21 protein-coding genes are annotated in these 17,907 nt (G+C 31.7%); 9 read left to right on the top strand and 12 right to left on the bottom strand.

The genetic code is table 11. The features are described from left to right. Window positions 1-5: 5 nt before the first annotated feature. Genes IMCC3317_RS10995 through IMCC3317_RS10985 form a run of 3 tightly spaced genes read right to left on the bottom strand, consistent with a single transcriptional unit; the run spans window position 6 to window position 3,618 of the window. Complete coding sequence (locus tag IMCC3317_RS10995; protein WP_160129553.1) at window positions 6-656, bottom strand: tetratricopeptide repeat protein; 651 nt, start codon at window positions 654-656, stop codon at window positions 6-8. 10 nt (window positions 657-666) lie between these two features. Continuing rightward, the gene (locus IMCC3317_RS10990) at window positions 667-2,862 is read right to left on the bottom strand and encodes a TonB-dependent receptor plug domain-containing protein (RefSeq protein ID WP_160129552.1); all 2,196 of its coding nucleotides are present in this window, start codon (window positions 2,860-2,862) and stop codon (window positions 667-669) included. Between the two features lie 9 nt (window positions 2,863-2,871). Continuing rightward, window positions 2,872-3,618, bottom strand: a complete 747-nt coding sequence (locus IMCC3317_RS10985; RefSeq protein ID WP_228055040.1) for an SDR family oxidoreductase — start codon at window positions 3,616-3,618, stop codon at window positions 2,872-2,874. Between the two features lie 823 nt (window positions 3,619-4,441). Between IMCC3317_RS10985 and IMCC3317_RS10980 the strand changes: the two genes are divergently transcribed. Together IMCC3317_RS10980 and IMCC3317_RS10975 are read left to right on the top strand one after the other, a co-directional pair. After that, complete coding sequence (locus tag IMCC3317_RS10980) at window positions 4,442-4,747, top strand: RICIN domain-containing protein (protein WP_160129551.1); 306 nt, start codon at window positions 4,442-4,444, stop codon at window positions 4,745-4,747. A 57-nt stretch (window positions 4,748-4,804) separates the two neighbouring features. After that, entirely contained in the window at window positions 4,805-5,119 is a 315-nt protein-coding gene (locus tag IMCC3317_RS10975; protein WP_160129550.1) for a hypothetical protein, read from the top strand. 115 nt (window positions 5,120-5,234) lie between these two features. Here IMCC3317_RS10975 and IMCC3317_RS10970 read toward each other — a convergent pair whose 3' ends face one another. The 3 genes from IMCC3317_RS10970 to IMCC3317_RS10960 form a co-directional block, all read right to left on the bottom strand. Next, window positions 5,235-5,696 carry a ferritin-like domain-containing protein gene (locus tag IMCC3317_RS10970; protein WP_160129549.1) on the bottom strand — a complete coding sequence of 154 codons (462 nt, stop codon included), beginning with the start codon at window positions 5,694-5,696 and terminating at the stop codon, window positions 5,235-5,237. A 31-nt stretch (window positions 5,697-5,727) separates the two neighbouring features. Further along, window positions 5,728-6,174, bottom strand: a complete 447-nt coding sequence (locus tag IMCC3317_RS10965) for a hemerythrin domain-containing protein (RefSeq protein WP_160129548.1) — start codon at window positions 6,172-6,174, stop codon at window positions 5,728-5,730. A gap of 98 nt (window positions 6,175-6,272) precedes the next feature. Then, window positions 6,273-6,851 (bottom strand): hypothetical protein, encoded by a 579-nt coding sequence (locus tag IMCC3317_RS10960; protein WP_160129547.1) that lies wholly within the window; start codon window positions 6,849-6,851, stop codon window positions 6,273-6,275. Window positions 6,852-7,066: 215 nt separating this feature from the next. Here IMCC3317_RS10960 and IMCC3317_RS10955 point away from each other — a divergent pair, with 215 nt between their 5' ends. The 3 genes from IMCC3317_RS10955 (at window position 7,067) to IMCC3317_RS10945 (ending at window position 10,646) form a co-directional block, all read left to right on the top strand. Next, window positions 7,067-8,179 (top strand): DNA topoisomerase IB, encoded by a 1,113-nt coding sequence (locus tag IMCC3317_RS10955; protein ID WP_160129546.1) that lies wholly within the window; start codon window positions 7,067-7,069, stop codon window positions 8,177-8,179. Between the two features lie 434 nt (window positions 8,180-8,613). Further along, window positions 8,614-9,876 carry a putative DNA modification/repair radical SAM protein gene (locus tag IMCC3317_RS10950; protein ID WP_160129545.1) on the top strand — a complete coding sequence of 421 codons (1,263 nt, stop codon included), beginning with the start codon at window positions 8,614-8,616 and terminating at the stop codon, window positions 9,874-9,876. Continuing rightward, window positions 9,876-10,646 (top strand): TIGR03915 family putative DNA repair protein, encoded by a 771-nt coding sequence (locus IMCC3317_RS10945; protein ID WP_160129544.1) that lies wholly within the window; start codon window positions 9,876-9,878, stop codon window positions 10,644-10,646. Before IMCC3317_RS10950 ends, IMCC3317_RS10945 begins: the two co-directional genes overlap by 1 nt. 23 nt (window positions 10,647-10,669) lie before the next feature. On the opposite strand, the gene IMCC3317_RS10940 is transcribed toward IMCC3317_RS10945, so the two are convergent. Continuing rightward, a complete protein-coding gene (locus IMCC3317_RS10940) occupies window positions 10,670-10,834 on the bottom strand; it encodes a hypothetical protein (protein ID WP_160129543.1) in 165 nt (54 codons plus the stop codon). Between the two features lie 230 nt (window positions 10,835-11,064). Here IMCC3317_RS10940 and IMCC3317_RS10935 point away from each other — a divergent pair, with 230 nt between their 5' ends. After that, on the top strand, window positions 11,065-11,256 hold the full coding sequence (locus IMCC3317_RS10935; protein WP_160129542.1) for a hypothetical protein: 192 nt from the start codon (window positions 11,065-11,067) through the stop codon (window positions 11,254-11,256). A 58-nt stretch (window positions 11,257-11,314) separates the two neighbouring features. Here IMCC3317_RS10935 and IMCC3317_RS10930 read toward each other — a convergent pair whose 3' ends face one another. The 5 genes from IMCC3317_RS10930 to IMCC3317_RS10910 all read right to left on the bottom strand — a co-directional run bounded on the left by IMCC3317_RS10930 (window position 11,315) and on the right by IMCC3317_RS10910 (window position 15,544). Next, on the bottom strand, window positions 11,315-12,199 hold the full coding sequence (locus IMCC3317_RS10930) for a DUF6268 family outer membrane beta-barrel protein (RefSeq protein ID WP_160129541.1): 885 nt from the start codon (window positions 12,197-12,199) through the stop codon (window positions 11,315-11,317). Window positions 12,200-12,344: 145 nt separating this feature from the next. Beyond that, a complete protein-coding gene (locus IMCC3317_RS10925; RefSeq protein ID WP_160129540.1) occupies window positions 12,345-12,797 on the bottom strand; it encodes a ferritin-like domain-containing protein in 453 nt (150 codons plus the stop codon). 45 nt (window positions 12,798-12,842) lie between these two features. Then, window positions 12,843-13,316: a hypothetical protein gene (locus IMCC3317_RS10920; protein ID WP_160129539.1), complete on the bottom strand. Its 474-nt coding sequence runs from the start codon at window positions 13,314-13,316 to the stop codon at window positions 12,843-12,845. Window positions 13,317-13,496: 180 nt separating this feature from the next. Continuing rightward, on the bottom strand, window positions 13,497-14,918 hold the full coding sequence (cls, locus tag IMCC3317_RS10915; RefSeq protein ID WP_160129538.1) for a cardiolipin synthase: 1,422 nt from the start codon (window positions 14,916-14,918) through the stop codon (window positions 13,497-13,499). After that, complete coding sequence (locus tag IMCC3317_RS10910; RefSeq protein WP_160129537.1) at window positions 14,915-15,544, bottom strand: SOS response-associated peptidase family protein; 630 nt, start codon at window positions 15,542-15,544, stop codon at window positions 14,915-14,917. The genes cls and IMCC3317_RS10910 overlap by 4 nt, the downstream gene beginning before the upstream one ends. A gap of 304 nt (window positions 15,545-15,848) precedes the next feature. Between IMCC3317_RS10910 and IMCC3317_RS10905 the strand changes: the two genes are divergently transcribed. The 3 genes from IMCC3317_RS10905 to IMCC3317_RS10895 all read left to right on the top strand — a co-directional run bounded on the left by IMCC3317_RS10905 (window position 15,849) and on the right by IMCC3317_RS10895 (window position 17,758). Continuing rightward, window positions 15,849-16,010: a DUF1328 domain-containing protein gene (locus IMCC3317_RS10905; RefSeq protein ID WP_160129536.1), complete on the top strand. Its 162-nt coding sequence runs from the start codon at window positions 15,849-15,851 to the stop codon at window positions 16,008-16,010. Window positions 16,011-16,159: 149 nt separating this feature from the next. After that, a complete protein-coding gene (locus IMCC3317_RS10900) occupies window positions 16,160-16,702 on the top strand; it encodes a hypothetical protein (RefSeq protein WP_160129535.1) in 543 nt (180 codons plus the stop codon). 138 nt (window positions 16,703-16,840) lie between these two features. Beyond that, window positions 16,841-17,758, top strand: a complete 918-nt coding sequence (locus IMCC3317_RS10895) for a mechanosensitive ion channel family protein (protein ID WP_160129534.1) — start codon at window positions 16,841-16,843, stop codon at window positions 17,756-17,758. Window positions 17,759-17,907: the final 149 nt, after the last annotated feature.

The raw sequence follows: 17,907 nt of genomic DNA, 5'->3' as shown, positions 1-17,907 counted from the left end.
AAGACTTATTTTTTAAAAGTTTTTAGATACCATTCGTTTAAATTTTTGCCCCAATGCGGTAAATAAGTATACTTTTCATCATTCTTTACTTTTTCTGATTCAAATATTGGTGCTGCTTTTTCAAACAGTTTAATGCCTTTTTCTTTATCGCCACCTACAAATCCTGGAAAATAGTAGTAAAACTTACCGTACATTAAAAAGGCTCTCGGATTGTTTGGGTCTTTTTCGACAGCATCTTTTAACAAGGTTTTTACTTTTCCAGTATATCTTGGGCCACTACTTTTTTGGAGCTCAATTTTTGTCATGTATGCTCTTGCCAAAAGCGTCATTACTTCAGAATTATTAGCTGTTTTAATTGTTTCTTCCAATTGACTGATCGCTTCATTTGTTAAATCTTCTTTATCAATTCTCCAGCGTGTTAAAATTAATTTACAATACGCTGAGTAGTACGAAGGCAACCATTCATCAGGTGAAACTTTACGCAATCTTTCAAACCGAAAAAGTACATCTTCGCAGGTGTCTTTGTCTTTTATGCTATCTAAAAGAAGGACATTTTTTTCTAAAAGTTTTTCGAATTGTGTTGCTTCTTGCGCAGTTACTTCTGAAAATCCAGCAGCAAATATCGTAAGCGTGAGTATAAAAATTAAATTCTTCATAACGTATGAATTAATTGTTTAATAAATTGTCTATAAACTCATCCGATTTGTCAAGTCCCAGGGTAATATAACAACCTACAAATATGAATCTATTGTATATTGGTTGAATAGCGCGTCTGTTGGAAAAATCGGTTGTTGAATATTCATAACCAAAAGTTTGTGTCTTTCCTAAAGCATTTGTAATCGTTGTAATGAAAAGCACAGGTGTTTCTTTAATTTTGGTTGAATATATAATATTTGCATTCAGCGTCTGATATGCTATTGTTTTATCTAAGTTAAACTCAGAATTGCTTCTATTTGGATTAAAATAAGATCTTCCTGAAGCATATTTATATGTTAATCCTGTAATGATATTTCCTCCAAAAAAAGAAGTGTTCAAAGCAACAGAAGCTGTATGTTCTGAAGCAAAAGGTACGTTGGCTTCAATAGGAAAATCTCTATATAAACGTTTGGTGTCTAAGTAAGAATAATTAAAACTATAATTAATTTTATTAAAAACATTTCGACCTCTTCCCGAAATATCAAATCCTCTGGCAAATCCATTACCAGAAGCATCAAGTATATTTGATTGGCTTCTTACTAATCGTTTATAATTCTTATCAAATGCTTCAATTTTAAATGTATGATCTTCATATTTCTTTTCAATTGAAAAAACCCAATTAGAAGCTTTTAAAAATTCTATGCTTGGTGCTTCCAATAAATTAAAAGGTGAAGTTTGTTGGAAAAAATCTCCATAAGAAAGACTAATATTCCACTTCTTATCATTTTTGTAAGTTACATTGAATCTTGGTGCTAGATTTTTTTTCTCTGTTAAAGAAGAATGTTCTGCTCTAAAACCAATAGATGTAAATAAATTTCTTACGAGCCTGAGTGTTCCTTCTGCATGAGCAGCTACTAAGTTATCAGTAACAATGGTTTCGTCATCTCCAGATTTGAATAATGTTTCTTGATGAAAAAATTCTGAGCCTACATTTATTGATAACGCTTTTGTTGCTGTTGTTTTTATATTTCCTTTCAAGTGAAAATCATTGCTTCGTATTTGAAGCGGAACTCCACTAGTTGTGATTGAATTTTGACGAATATCTGTCCGTATCATATCATCATTATGAGCAAAAGCCATTCCGAAATTTAATTTAGTTTTTGAACTTAACTCATAATTTAAGGTTGCTAAATTATATGAATTGATATTTTTAATATCAGAATCTTCTTTAATACCCTTATTTTCAATACTTTCGGATGAAGATGCTATTTTGCTTGTGGAAGCATATGAAAAAAGTTTAAAATAGCTGTTTTCATTAATCTTGTATTTGTAAAAAAGATTTGCATCCAAACTTCTAGGTCCATTGTCTAATTCTAAATGCGATAATGTGGGTTCTTGAATTTGTGCATAAATTCCGAAATTCAAATAATTTACTTTTACTTCTAAAGATTCTTTTTTATTAATCAGCCAACTAGTTTCTACATCTACAAAAAAAGGAGATACCAATATTCCAAGCGTATTTGCTGTTGGTCTGTCTTTTGATTTCATTATTAATATAGATGATAAAGCTTGTCCATATTCAGCAGAATAACCACTTGCATTAAATTCTAAATCTTTAAAAAATGAAGGCGAAAACCTAAAACTGCTACTTTGCCCTTGGACGGAAACGCCTAGTTGATTTCTTAAAATCATGCCATCAAAAAAGTATTTTGTTTCTGCTCCTGCGCCACCTCTAACGGCAAGTTCGCCCGTTTCTCCAATCTGTTGTGCTCCGGAAACATTATCTAAAGCAGAAATAATATTTACATCGGAAGTATTTATCAAAACATCTAATTCCTTTATAGTTTCAGAAGCGATAGGACTTATTTTCGTAATATTTCTATTTCCTTTAATAATAACTTCGCTCAAGCTATTTACCTTATTAAATAAAACAATATCAAATTTGATTTCTTTTATTCCATCACGTATAATAATATTTTTAAATACATCTTCATATCCTTTTTTATGAGCGATAATCAATAAATCGGTATTGGATACCTGATCTATCTCTAATGTGTAATCTCCTTTTTCGTCAGATTCTGTTTCGTAAAGAGTTCCATCTATAAAAATAATTACTTTAGATAATGGAGTACGATCTATATAGGTTACTTTTCCTGAAATTACAACTTGGGCATTGAGCGCAAATCCATAAAGACAGAAAAATAGGAACGCAATTTTTTTAAACATGTATTAATTTTAGCCAGATAGAGGATGATAATCACCTCCATCAATTGAAATAGTTTGTCCGGTTATAAATGAAGATTTCTCTGAAGCCAAAAATGCAATAAGATCACCAACTTCTTCAGGAGTACCAAACCTATTTAATGCTATTCCTGGTTTAAATTTTTCTTCTTCCAAATTAGAGATCATACGTGTGTCAATAAACCCAGGAGTAATTACATTCACTCTAATATTCTTTTTGCCTACCTCACGAGCTAACGATCTGCTAGCTCCTATAATTCCTGCTTTTGAAGCACTATAATGTACTTGTCCGCTCCAACCTTTTACACCTGAAAGGGAAGAAATATTTATAATATTTCCTTTTCGGTTTAGAATCATTTGTTTTAAAACTTGTTTGGTAACATAAAAGATAGAATGCAAATTGGCAGCAACTACATCATGCCATTCTTGGTCACTTGTAAAAATGATCAATTTATCTTTGCGCATTCCTGCATTGTTAACTAATACCTCAATAAATGAATCTTGATTATCTGCGATCCACTTTCCAAGTACGTCTGTTACAATAGTACTATCCGAAACATCAAATGGTAACAAAACAGCTTTCACTCCTGTATCTTCAACAGCTTTTTTTGTTTCCAACGCACCTTCGTGATTGGTATTATAGTTAATAATAATATTTAACTTTAACTCGGCTAATTTAATACAAGCAGCTCTTCCAATACCGCTTGATCCGCCTGTAACTAATGCATAACGATCTTTCACACTGATTCAGTTTATGTAAATTTTTATAAAGATGTGGTTTTTTGAATATAAAATGTTGGAATTTTGAGCGTATTTTAACAACTGAGCAGAGCTCCGCTTCCCTTTGTCACATAAGGTTTTATTAAAAAAAAATACGAAAATAATGGGGGGAGATATTTGCATTGTTCAAGGGGAAGAACTTTGCTTTAGAATGACAAGTATAGTGCTTTTTTTATCAAAGAAAAAAATTATATAACCAAAAAAGTATAAAATTGTGATGGTTAATCTAAAATTCTTTTCTTGCGAGTAATTGAAAACTTACAATAAGATTTTCAGACTAATAAATGATAAGGAAATTGGCACTTTTGCGTAAATACAAACTTTAGTCTAGAGCACATTTCCCTTGAAGTTTTTATAGAGTCTTTATCAATATAAAAAGGGAATATAGTACTTAAGGGAGAATGTTTCATTTTTTAATTCAAGTCGAAGTGAGTCTTGTTTCGTTACTAAGTTAGGCTTTACGGAAATGAGAAGCTTTTTTTTTGGAAACAGTCTCTGAGCTATTTAAAAGCAAATAAAAAAAGCTATTCATCTGATATACTAATGTTTAAAACACATAAATTTCGGACACGTAAAAAAAATCGTATTATTAATCTTTAGAAAACACAACCAACCAAAAAAATACTTCATAAAAAAAATCATCTTTCTTTTCGGACTCTTTATCTGTTTTACATTCTCAATACAAGCACAAACAACCATAAAAGCAAACACTTGGTATAAACTCGAAAACGGAAAAAGCAAAGCGAACATAGCAAATAACGGAGACAAGAAAACGGGCGCAGTTATGATAGTCAAAAAATCTGTGTTTACTGGCGGACACTGGAAATTCATTCCAAAAGCAAACGGATTGTATCAATTGCTAAACAGAGATTCTAACATGTATTTGGCTAGCTACGGTGCAACCAAAAGAGGTTCAAAAATAAAACAAACAGATACGCCTGGCGGCGGCGCACTTTGGAAAGTAATTCGACTTCAAGGCGGACGCATATTAATACAAAACAACGCTTCCTTATTATTTATAGGAATTATAAAAGACCAAGATAAAGTGCCATTGATTCAAGCTGGCGCGCTCAGTGAAAGAATTACGTGAAAGCCAATCGAAGTAAAAGCAGGAAATAATACGCCAAGTGTAACTACAGGAAACGGATTGCCGAAAAACACAAACATCAATGCTTTCAAACCAACGAAAGGTGGCAGAATAGCAAGAGTTGTTGTCAGATATTCAGATCAAATTTCAGTAATTGGTGAAAGACCTAGAAATGGACAACGAATTTATTTCTTTCCACAACAACTAGCAAAAGCCAATACAGACGGAATAAGTTTTGATGCGCAAAAACCTTCAATCTGTGGACAAACATTTCTTATTCGTAAAGTATTACCAAAAATCATATTAGACAAACCAATGCCAAACATGCGAAACAGAGTAAATGATAATTTTATGTTTGTGGTAGAAATTTATTAAAGTATCAAATTTGACAAAAGATTACTAAACAACATTCATCTAAAAAAAAACAATAAAAAAATGCCTCAGTTTATCACTGAGGCATTTTTTGCATACATAAATATATGGGGAAAAATTAATCTATAATGTCTTCTAATCTTTTAATAGTTTCCAATTCAGATTGGATAACCATTCGTTGCTTTCCTAAAACGCCCATCATTTGCGCAGGAATATGTGGTTCCGTTTTATTACTTAACACTTCGTTGTACTCTTCCAAAGCGGCTTTTTCTCCTGTAATAGCAGCTTCTAACATTGCTTCATCATTATCTGAAGAAAACCAAGATTTAACATCCATCCAAGTTCTGTGTGCAGCTCCTGCAACGCTTCCACCTTTGTCTGGCTCTTGATTCAAGTTTGATAATTCTTGCTTAATCTCATGTCCAAAGTTATAACGCTCTGCTGATTTACGCTCAAAAAAACGTGTCAAACCATCTGATTTTGCGTTTTCTGCAGCCTTTTTATATCCTTTTTCTGCATCGTAATTTTTTTCTAATAAGCTATTTAACTTATTTCCTAGTTCATCTGTGTAATTGTACATAGTATTTTTTTTTAATTGTTAAACAAATAATTTAATGTTTGCCGCTACGACATTCTTCAATATATTCCACATACTTGGTTGCCAAATCTGTCTTTTGTGTTTCAGTCAATACCTTTCCAGCTAACTGAAAAAAAGTATGTTCTTCGTCTTCCAAGTGATGTTCAACTTTATGCTTCAAATCTTTCGCGTATTTCAGCCATGCTGACGAATCACGTTCGGTGACTTCCAACTTTTCTACGAGTTCATCAATTTCATGATGTTCCGCAATTCCATGTCGTGCATGTTTTTGCATCATATCATCACTAATCAATGGTTTGTAAAAATGACGTTCTTCACCATCTTCATGAATTAGTAATTCGTGCTTTAAGGCTTCAAATACTTGCTTTCTTTTAGCGCTGTCGCCAGAAGTATCTACTAATGCATCTAGCAATTTGCGTTGAATATCATGGTCTTTTCTAATGGCTTCAAAAATGTTCATAGCAGTATTTTTAATTTTTTTGGTGATGATAATTTCGGGGGCAACCGAAATTATCATCTATATAATTTTTTATGTATTACTTTTGAAAAAACTCAGAATTATTTAGAGTAAATTTCTTTGTAACCGTCTACTTTGGATTTTAACGCACTCATACTTGAATAATACTTGTATGCACCATTATACAATCTGTTTGGACGCTCTCCAACGATGTAATGCTTTACATTTAAGTCTGGAGCATTTAAAGTAATTTGATCGGAAACACGTAACTTTTTGTCTCCTAATGTTGTACTACCTTTTACAAGTTCAGAAACAACGATTAAGTTATTCTTACTAGCGTATATTTTTTTAATTTTGATGTTGTGTTCTACACCATCAACTTCAGCTTCAACTAAAATAGTACGTTCTTCTTTTTCGCCAAATTCGTCAGGCATATCTACATCGATATATGGAACTTCAACTTCAACTTCTTCCATGACTACAACAACTTTAGGAACTGTAACAGTTGTTGTTTTCATTCCGACATCAATATCAGCCCATTCTACATCAAATGATGGAAGTTGTCCTTCTTCAACAGTTACATCTACATCTGGTAATACAGTTTCTTGCGTCTGCTTTACATCGCAACTAGTAGCAAATACGAGTGATAATGTAACGGCAGTTAATAGTAATTTTTTCATATTATTGATTTTAAGTTAGAAATTATTTATTGTTATTTATTATTCAAATCAACTATCGATTTGTTGATAACAAAGATATTTTGAATACGATATTTTGATTAACGGAAAAAAAAGTAATCTTAACTCAAAAAAAATAATATGTCATTTTTAGTGCTTTTTTCTCTAATTTTAGTTCATAATTAAACGATTTAGTAGAATTCAACTCAAAATAAGACATGGGAAAGCATACGTTAAACAAGGAATTTATAAAAGCATTGCGAACGCAACCAGAAGAAATCATAGATGTATACAATTTAACTTATACAACACCTGAAATTTTAGACATTAAAAGAAAAAAGAAGCGCAAAGACTTCATATATCTCTTGCGCAAAAAACGGATTACTGATAAAGTCGATCTAAAACGCTTGGAAAACTTAGTAATTCCGCCGGCTTGGAAAAAAGTAAAAATCGCAAGTCTGGAGAATGCACATTTACAAGCTACCGGCAGAGATGACAAAAACCGGAAACAATATCGGTATCATCCGAAATGGCAAAAAATTAGAAATCAGACTAAATTCTTCAAAATGGTCGTCTTTGCTGACGCATTACCAAAACTACGAACACGTGTCAATATAGATATTGAACAAAAACAATGGACACGAACTAAAGTATTGGCAATTGTAATAAAACTTTTAGAAGAATCGCACATTCGAGTTGGGAATGCGTACTACACCAAAAAGAATAACACGTATGGTTTATCGACTTTAAGAACGCGACATTTAGATGTTTTTAAAGATAAATTCACGTTACAATACATTGGTAAGAAAGGAAAAGAGAATAAAATTACCATCAAAAATAAAAAGCTTACACGTTTAATTAATAAATGTGAAGAAATTCCAGGTTGGGAACTCTTTCAATATTATGACAGTGATAATAATAAGCAATCCATTGACAGCGGAATGATCAATGAATACATTCATAACTTGTGTGGCGATATATTTTCTGCAAAAGACTTCAGAACTTGGGCAGCTTCTCTAATTTTCTTTGATACGCTTTCAAATGTTCCATATAGTGATGATTTAAAAACTAAAGAAAAACAAATTTTAAAAGGAATTGACGCTGCCGCAGAAGCATTAAACAACACGCGAAGTGTGTGTCGAAAATATTATGTACATCCTGTAATTGCAGAACGCTTCTTAGATGGAACAATTACGCCATACTTTAAAATGGCAGACGAATTTCCTGCATCCAAAGAAACCGAATTACAACCAAATGAAAAAGCACTCAAAGCATTGTTAGAAACGTACACACCAAATTTTAATAAACCGCTGGAATTGCAAGTGAAGTGAAAAGAAATTATAAATGCTAAATGTAAAATTATAAATGTAAAAGTTTTGTTTCGAATAAACGAATAAACGAATAAACGAATAAACGAATAACGAATAATGAGAAGTGAAAAGTGAAAAGTGAAAAGTGAAAAGTGAAAAGTGAAAAGTGAAAAGTGAAAAGTGAAAAGTGAAAAGTGAAAAGTGAAAAGTGAAAAGTGAAAAGTGAAAAAGAAATTATAAATGCTAAATGTAAAATTATAAATGTAAAAGTTTTGTTTCGAATAAACGAATAACGAACAAACGAAAAACGAAAAACCAAAAAAGGAGCAAAGCGACAAAAAACCAAAACATTTAACAGAATAAATTCCACATATGTTGTAGTTTACTCTGTAAAATGTTATATTTGCAGTCGTAATATAATTCACTACAACTCAACAAATAGGAGGAACGATTTCATGTCATTTGAACGAATTAAAGAAAAACTAAACATCTTAGCTGATGCAGCTAAATATGATGTTTCATGCTCTTCAAGCGGAAGTAATAGAGCAAATAAAGACAAAGGTTTAGGCGATTCAACCGGAATGGGAATTTGCCACACATACACAGAAGATGGACGTTGTGTGTCACTTTTAAAAATATTATTAACCAATCATTGTATTTTTGATTGTGCATATTGCGTTACACGAAAAAGTAACGATATCAAACGTGCAGCTTTTAAAGTGCAAGAAGTAGTCGACTTAACAATTAATTTCTATCGTAGAAACTACATTGAAGGATTATTTCTAAGTTCAGGCATTTTCAAAAGTGCAGATCATACAATGGAACGTTTGGTTTCAGTGGCGAAAAAATTACGCTTAGAGGAAAACTTCAACGGATATATTCACTTAAAATCTATTCCTGGTGCTTCAGACGAACTTATGCGTGAAGCTGGTTTATATGCTGACAGATTAAGCGTAAATATCGAAATTCCAACGCGAGAAGGTTTAAAAAGGCTTGCGCCAGATAAAAATCGGGAAGATTTTATCAAACCCATGAAAAAGGTTAGAAATGAAATCATTCAATACAAAGCCGAGAAAAAAATTATTAGAAGCACACCAAAATATGCGCCTGCTGGGCAAAGTACACAAATGATTATTGGCGCAAGTGGCGAAAATGATTATCAAATTATGACGGCTTCTAATTTCTTCTATAAAAAATTCAATCTAAAACGTGTCTATTATTCGGGTTATGTGCCAATAAGTTACGATAGTCGTTTACCGCAAATAGGAACTGATGTGCCAATGTTGCGCGAAAATAGATTGTACCAAACCGATTGGTTGATGCGTTTTTATGGTTTTGATGTGAGTGAAATTTTAAACGAAACACATCAACATTTAGACTTAGAAATTGATCCAAAACTATCGTGGGCATTGCGAAATATTCATGAATTTCCTGTGGATGTGAATCGCGCAGATAAACGTATGTTAGCACGCGTACCAGGTTTGGGAATGAAATCGGTTTATAAAATACTGCATGCGCGAAAATTTCGGCAATTAAACTGGGAACATTTAAAAAAGTTGGGTGTTGCGTTAAACAGAGCACAATATTTTATGATCTGTAATTCACATGTTTTTGAACGGCGCGATTTAGAACCTTCTAAAATTAAAGGATTGATACTTCAAAACTCTAAAAGCAAATTCAGAAATGCTACAAGTAGTCAACTAAATCTATTTGGATAATGCAGAAAGTATTGGTGTACGACGGTTCGTTTGAAGGTTTTTTGAGTGTAGTTTTTAAAGTTTATGAAGAGAAATTAGCAAACGTTGATATTCAGAGAGAAGGAAATGTACAAGCTTCTTTTTTTGGTGAAAGCGAAGAAATTGTGACCAATAAAGAACATGCAGATCGTGTGTGGAAAGGATTGAAGAAAAAGTTGACTTCTTTTGGATGCAATCAAGTATTTTATTCGTTTCAAAGCGAACTAATTTCAGTTGAAAATACCTTACTCGATTATATTCAACAAGTATTCAAATCAACACTAAATATAGAAAAGGACTTTTCGAATAGTACAATTTTAAAGATTTCGAAGATTACCAAAAGTGTTAGTCGTGAAAAACATAGAATGGAAGCATTTGTGCGTTTCAGGCTTACTAAAGATGATCTGTATTTTGCCAATATTGAACCCGATTTTAATGTGTTGCCGTTAATTGCAAAACATTTTAAATCGCGTTACGCAGATCAAAAATGGTTGATTTATGACATCAAACGAAAGTTTGGATTGTATTATAATTTGGAAAACGTAGAAACGGTTGTGTTAGATTTTCCAGCACATTTCGATTTTACAAAAACGTCTGGAGATTTCTTTGCCGATCAAGAATTAGAATTTCAAGAGTTGTGGCAAAACTATTTTAAAAGCACTAATATAGAATCTAGAAAAAATATGTTGTTGCATGTTCGCCACGTTCCCAAACGCTATTGGAAATATTTGAGCGAAAAACAACCTTTGTAATATTAGTTAAAATGTACTGCTATTTAGAAGAAAGCAGTTGCTGCTACCGCAATAATTAATACTACTAAAACGGAAGCCACTATATAAAACGCAATTTTTGTTTTATCATTATCCTGAAAAATGTAATTACGTTGTGTCTCATCATTTGGATCTTTTACAAATTCAAAATTTTCATTTCCTTGTTTCATTTTTCTGTAATTTTTGGTTATTAATGTATTTCATAAAGGTAAGAATCATGCGAATGAAGCGTTAACGGATATGAAACCATTGTTGACTCAAATGAGATTCTGTAAAGTCACATTTTTTATAGGTTAATAATAAAATATTATACGCGGTATTCACTTAGATATTTCAAGGTTTTACCGTCGAGAAAGATGCTTGAACCGTTGTATTTTAGAAGAAACAAAATATATATATCATGAAAAAAAAGAGCTTCAAATCATTAATTTTAAACAAAAAATCCATTTCAAAATTTTCTAACGAGGAAATTATTGGTGGAACAAATGGACAAACTGATGTTAACGAATGTCCTTCAGTAAGGGTAAAACCACATTGTATGTCTCACGAATCATATATTACAGTATGTGAATGTGAGTCAGATAGATGCTAATTTAAAAAGCTTAAATAAGAACTGTAAAGCGAATTTATCTTATTGAATTCGCTTTTTTTTAAATACTAATTTTAACGCCAGTTCTTAAATAAATTTTAGCCTTATTTTCCAATGCGAAAATGGGATCTCTATTTTCGTTGCGAAGTTCATTAGTAATGTTCAAAATGTATGCAGCTCGCGCATAAAATTGCATGCGTTTGGCAAAGTGAAATTCGTATTGAAGTCCAGTTAAAATTAAAGACATGTTGATGCTTCTTGCCGCTTCTCCATTAATAATAGGAACATCGCGTTGCAAATTGGATGTAAAACCATCTAGTTGCGCATACGCTTTTAATCGATGTTTCTGAGAAAAATAATATTGTAAATTCGTTTTAGGAATTCCTAAATTATAAGACCAATCTGGGCGAAATTTTCTAAAATAACTAACAAAAGGTAATGGAAAGTTAAATCCTGCATTTCCAGAATACGAAACTCCTAAAATCCACTTTTCTGGATTTCCATTATATTCTTTACCTTCTTTGATGAAAACAACTGTTCCAGAGAAAACCATATCTTCCAAACTTAGTGCATCTGCTGCCAAATTAGTACTAAAACCAGGTTGAAAACGAACGCCTAAACGCCAATCATTTTTTAATGGAGTTGTGTATGAAAAGGTAAAACTTAACAATTGAAAATCATTCAAATCATGAGTGTCAAAAGGAAATTCGCGATCCGATTTCAAATGAATATTACTATAATCGAGTCCTAAAAATAAATACGTTCCTTCTTTCTTTAATTTTATTGGATAATTAAACAGCGCGCGAAATCTTGAATATTCTACGTCAGATTTTGCTTTTGGAAGATACGTGTAATCTATTCGTGCCAAATCGCCTAATTGCGCAAATGCAGTTGAGGAAAAGGTGAATAAACTTACTAAAAATAAGATGCGAGCAAAATTTTGCATTTGGTTCGTTTGTGTTATATGAATGAAAGGTAAATGATAAACGGTAGGAATTTTTATTTTAATATTTTTTGAAAATCAAAGCGATATTTTTATGTAAATATCGCTTTGATAATTTTATTGAGATGTTTTAATTATAAAATACAACTTACGCAAGATCTTCTAATCTTTTAATAGTCAACGTATCGTTCACAATTGTTTTTTTCTGACCAGATAATACTTTCTGAATAGAAAGAGGCAATGATATGCTTGCGTTCAACACTTCATTATAATCTTCAATAGACGCTTTTTCTCCTCGCATTGCTTCTTCTAACATTGCTTCATCAGTATCTGAAGAAAACCATGCAATTGTATTCATCCACGTTCTGTGTGCAGCGCCAGCAATACTTCCGCCAGTTGTTGGTTCTTGATTCACAGATATTAATTCTATTTTTAATTGATCTGCAAATTCCTTTCGTTGTATAGCTTTACGTTCAAAAAAGGTTGTTAAAGCTGCACTTTTAGCATTATTAGATGCAGTTGTGTATCCTTTTTCTGCATCATAATTTTTTTCTAACAAGATATTTAATTTATCACCTATTTCTTCTGTGTACGTTTTCATTTTCATATAAGGTTTACAAATATTGTTTGCACTAATTATTTCTTATTAAAACTGATATCTAATTCCGAGTGCGATGTCAAAATCTAAATCGTCGCTGTAAGAATCATCGAACCCAAGTTCTGGTCTCACATCAAGTGACATTAATAATGGAATCCCAAAATTATATTCAATACCTAGATTTCCAGCTATCAATGCAAATGATCCATTTCCAGCAGGTGTATCATAAGATCCAACTCCACCACCGGCTCCAACATACCAATTAAAATTTCCATCTAATGGACGAACCCATTGGTACAATCCAACTAATTTAAAAGCGTCTACATTGTCTCTACTTCTGAATCCTAAATCAAATTCCAAACGATTATTCTCGTTTAAATGTCGCTGATAAGAAATCTCTGCGCCAAATCCGTCATTGTCTCCAATACGCAGTCCTAATGCGTTTTTAGATACTTGTTGTGCACTTACTGATGTTCCAATTGCTAAAAAGCTAACAATTAATAATAGTTTAATATTTTTCATCGTTTTTGTTATTTTGTGTAACACAAATGTAGTTTATAGTTATGATTAAAGTTAGCTCATATAGTTTAATCATTAACTTATATTCTTTATTTTATTCGTGTCTATGGCTTCAATTAAATGGTGCTTTTCTTAATGTAAACGTATGTTTTTTATTTCTATAGTATTTATAAAGATTATTGCTTAAAGCAACGGACTAAAAATACGTGCAGCGCCTTCAAATAATTTCACTTTTAACGGACGTTTTTTAAACTCTTCATATTCTAATTGCGCGCAGTTATCAATTTCAGATTCAAAATCAGTCGCCAATTCTTCAGCAATTTTAGTATCATATAGTAATGTGTTTGCTTCGTAATTGTGCTCAAAACTCCGATAATCAAAATTTCCTGAACCTACGGAAGCAATCTCTTTATCAATAATAATAAGTTTGCTATGCGAAAATTTATCCAACGTATAAATCTTCACGCCAGTTCGTAATAATTCCTGAAAATTAGAAAACATACTATACTTTGCCAATTGTGAATCATTTTTTTTCGGCACCATAATTCGAACGTCAATGCCTTGTAATGCTGCCATTTTAAGACTTTCTAATAATGCTTTATTTGGGATGAAATAAGGGTTTTCAATATAAATGCTCTTATCTGCCGCGCCAATCATTGCTAAATATTGATGTAAAATAGACAAGTTCATATGATCTGGTCCGCCAGAAACAATTTGAACCAAACTGTCGCCTTCCTTTTTTTGTTTTGGAAGATATTCATCTGTGGTTAACAATGTTTTGTTACTTGCAAAATAGTAATCTTTAATAAAAATTCTATGTAAATGATCTACAATATAACCTTTGAGTTGCAAATGCATATCGCCCCATTTTCCTAGCGGATTGTCTGTCGTTATGTATTTATCAGATATATTTACGCCACCTGTGAAGGCTATTTTTCCATCAATGACTAAGATTTTTCGATGATTTCTATAATTTATGGTAGATAAAATGGTGTTGAATTTTAATGGTAAAATAGGAAAGATATGTACGCCAATCTTTTTGAGTCGCTTCAATCGTTTGCCTTTTAGATCGTGACTTCCAACTGCATCATACAACATCCGAACTTCTACACCTTCTGAAATTTTTTGTTCAAAAATCTTAAAAATTCGATCTAAAATATCGCCTTTTTCTAAAATGTAATATTGTGCATGAATAAACTTTTCAGCATTTTCCATAGCTTCAAAAATGGTGTCGAATGTTATTCTTCCGTCTTTAAGTAAAACAACTTCATTATCTTCCAACGTAGGAAAGTCAGAACTTGCTTTTAACAAGTTATCAATTTTTGAATATTTTTTAGGCACAAACGGTTGTTCATCTTCCTCAATATTTTTCGTGATTTTGTTGAAATCATATAAACGTCGTTTTGCATTAAAATTGAGACGAAAAAATTTAAACTTTTTACGATTAACACCAAAAATAATGTACAAAGTAACACCAATTATTGGAAGTATAATGATAATTAAGATCCAACCTACTGAACGCGCAGGTCTGTCTCCATAGAGAAGTATGTTGAACGTTGCCCAGAGAAAACTTAGCGCATAAACGGTGTAGAAGAAGTATATCATGAGGCGATTCTTTGAATTTTAAATTTTGTTAAATACGGTTTTGAAATGATGTGTTTTATATCATTAAACGCTGTTTGTTCACTGAGCCACGTATTTTTGAATAACTGCGGAATTTCGAGCGGCATGCTATCATATAAATTCTTTTCAGAAGATAAAAGATCGTTTATTTCTGTATTAATTACGGAACACGTAATAAAACCATCTTCTAAGATATTATAAATCCCAGCTATGGAGAAAGGAGCGGCGTTTTCCTTTTCTACCAAAAATGTTTTTATTTCATTTTCATCAAGTTGATACATGTAAAACCCTGTAACTAAAATTAAACAACGCCTTTTTTCGAGTGCTTCATTGTACAATATATTATTTGCAATGTCATTTCTATTTGTATGCAATGTTGTTTTTAATTTTTGAAACTTTTTCCAATCTCCTTCAAAATCTTGCGGAAGAATTCCCCATATTCCTTTTGTAATATGTTTCGGGTCGTGCATGGTTATAATAGGAATAGATTGTTCTTTCAATCCATCAATAATCAAGTTTGGCTTATACGTATTTGGATACATTAATGGAAGTCTAAAAGTAAGTTCGAGTGAAGTTCTGCTTGCAATGTTTGACAGTTTATATTTCATTTGGTTGGGATTGTGTGCTCGAGGGAAAGCGTCTAGTTCATATTCTCTTTCAAGATTCAAAAGTAGCATCATTCGTTCGAAAGAGTTGACTCATATGCCATTCATCTTAATGCATTTCGTTAAGATAATTATAGAGCATGCTTGAAAAGCGCCATTTTTGGGTTGTACTTATCTTAAATTCAAATGAAAAGCATTTTTTAAATGAGCTAACATTAAAACGGATTCAGCAAAGCGAAGAATCAATGTCATCATACATTTGTATCAAACAAAAACAAATTATTACTAACCTTTAAATAATAAACATATGTTACGTTGGACAATTACATTTATCGTTATCGCATTAATCGCTGGAGTTTTAGGTTTCGGTGGAATCGCAGGAGCTTCTGCAGGAATCGCAAAAATCTTATTCTTTGTATTTTTAGTACTTTTTGTAATTACTTTAATTACTGGAAGAAAGAAAATCTAAGTAAGATTTGGATCAATTTTTCGATGCTTACGTCGAAATACAATAGTGGTTTTCTACTTGATACCTCGTTCTTTCGGGGCGAGGTAACTCATCTACGATAGCCAAGAATCCATTTTAAAATAATTATTAACAACAATAATATTCACACGATGAAAAAATTAATTATAGTTGCAATTTTGTTAACAGGAACGTTTGCATTTGCACAAAAAGATAAAATAGTTACTACTGAAGTTAAAAAAACAACTACGGTAAAAGGTGATGAAGTCATCAATACTAAAGTAAAAGTAATTACTGAAAAAACTCAGAAAGTTAAATTTGACAAAAATCAGAAGCATCAATTAAATCAAGATAGAGTAGTTGCGCCAATTGCAGTAACAAAAACTTTCATGATTGATAATGATAAAGATCCATTTTATGATAAAGTAACGAAAGTGAAATATTATAACATGAATAATAGAAAATATGCTTTTTCAGCAGAAGGAAACTCATTGAATATGAGTTATACAGAAAATGATAAAGAAGTAAACATCGGAAAAGCAGTTCGATCAAAATATAATAACTACTATGTAATTTCTTCAAAAGAAATGAATGGAGTTGGGTATTTCACAAAGGATAATGACTTTGTATTAGAGTATTACAATCCTAAAACTGATGATACCGAATTTGTGATTTTTGAAGATTTAAAATTCTAAGTGTAGATAAATCATCATATTTGTATACAATTACGAACTAACCTTGTCAAATTGATGAGGTTAGTTTTTAGTTAAAAAGAGGTGTATTGCGAAAGAAATACAAAAATTATTAAATTTATTACAACAAAAGAAAAATACATGGCGATCATACAACAGTCAACAACAGAAGATATACAATCAACAGCAGGAATCGTCATCGACAAATTACAAAGTTGGTGGGTAGCATTTGTGGAAAATTTACCAAACTTAGGTGTAGCACTTTTAGTATTAATACTAAGTTATTTTTTATCTAGATTAGTATTCAAAACTACTTTAAAACTTGTTGTCGGGCGTGTACGACAAAGATCTGTTGCAAAATTAATTGCAAAAGTTATTGCAGTTATAGTAGTATTGCTAGGATTATTTCTCGCTTTAAGTGTATTAAATCTTGGTCAGTCCATCTCAGGATTGTTAACAGGTGCCGGAATATCAGGTGTTGTAATTGGTTTGGCTTTACAAGGAACGCTTTCCAATACAATTTCGGGTATTGTATTATCCTTTAGAAAAAACATACGTCTTGGAAACTGGGTTGAAACCACAGGATTTTCAGGTGAAGTTATGGACATTGCCTTAAATTATTTAGTCTTAAAAGAGGCGGACAACAATATTGTGATCATTCCAAACAAAACTATTTTAGAAAACCCTATAAAAAACTTTTCACTTACTACACGAATGCGTGTGATGATAGAATGTGGAGTTGGATATGAATCTGACTTAGAACAAGTAGAACAAATTACTAAAAATGTTATTGCCGACTCTTTTGACCAAATAGAAAGTACGGAAAATGTAGAATTTTACTATACTGAATTTGGCGGAAGTTCCATTAATTTCTTATGTAGATTTTGGATTGATGCCGAAAACTCATTAGAACAGTTAAAAGCAAAGAGTAAAGGAATCAAGAAAATAAGACAAGCATTCGCAAAAGAAGGAATCAACATTCCATTCCCAATTAGAACCTTGCAATTTGACGATCAAACTTTGCATGTTTCTAAAGCTGAAAAAACGGAAGAAGCATAAAATACAGTATAAAATCTCCTTTAAAAAGTATAGATGAATTTTTGTTCATCTATACTTTTTTTGTATACTTTTGATAGTATTAAAAACGAACTAGAATTAGCTACAAAAATAACGCGTAATAAACTCTTTTTCAGAAGTGTATCAGTTAT

Source organism: Kordia antarctica (assembly GCF_009901525.1).
Taxonomy (GTDB): Bacteria; Bacteroidota; Bacteroidia; order Flavobacteriales; family Flavobacteriaceae; genus Kordia; species Kordia antarctica.
Note: the sequence above shows the minus strand (reverse complement) of the source record. Positions and strands in the feature narration are given on the sequence as shown.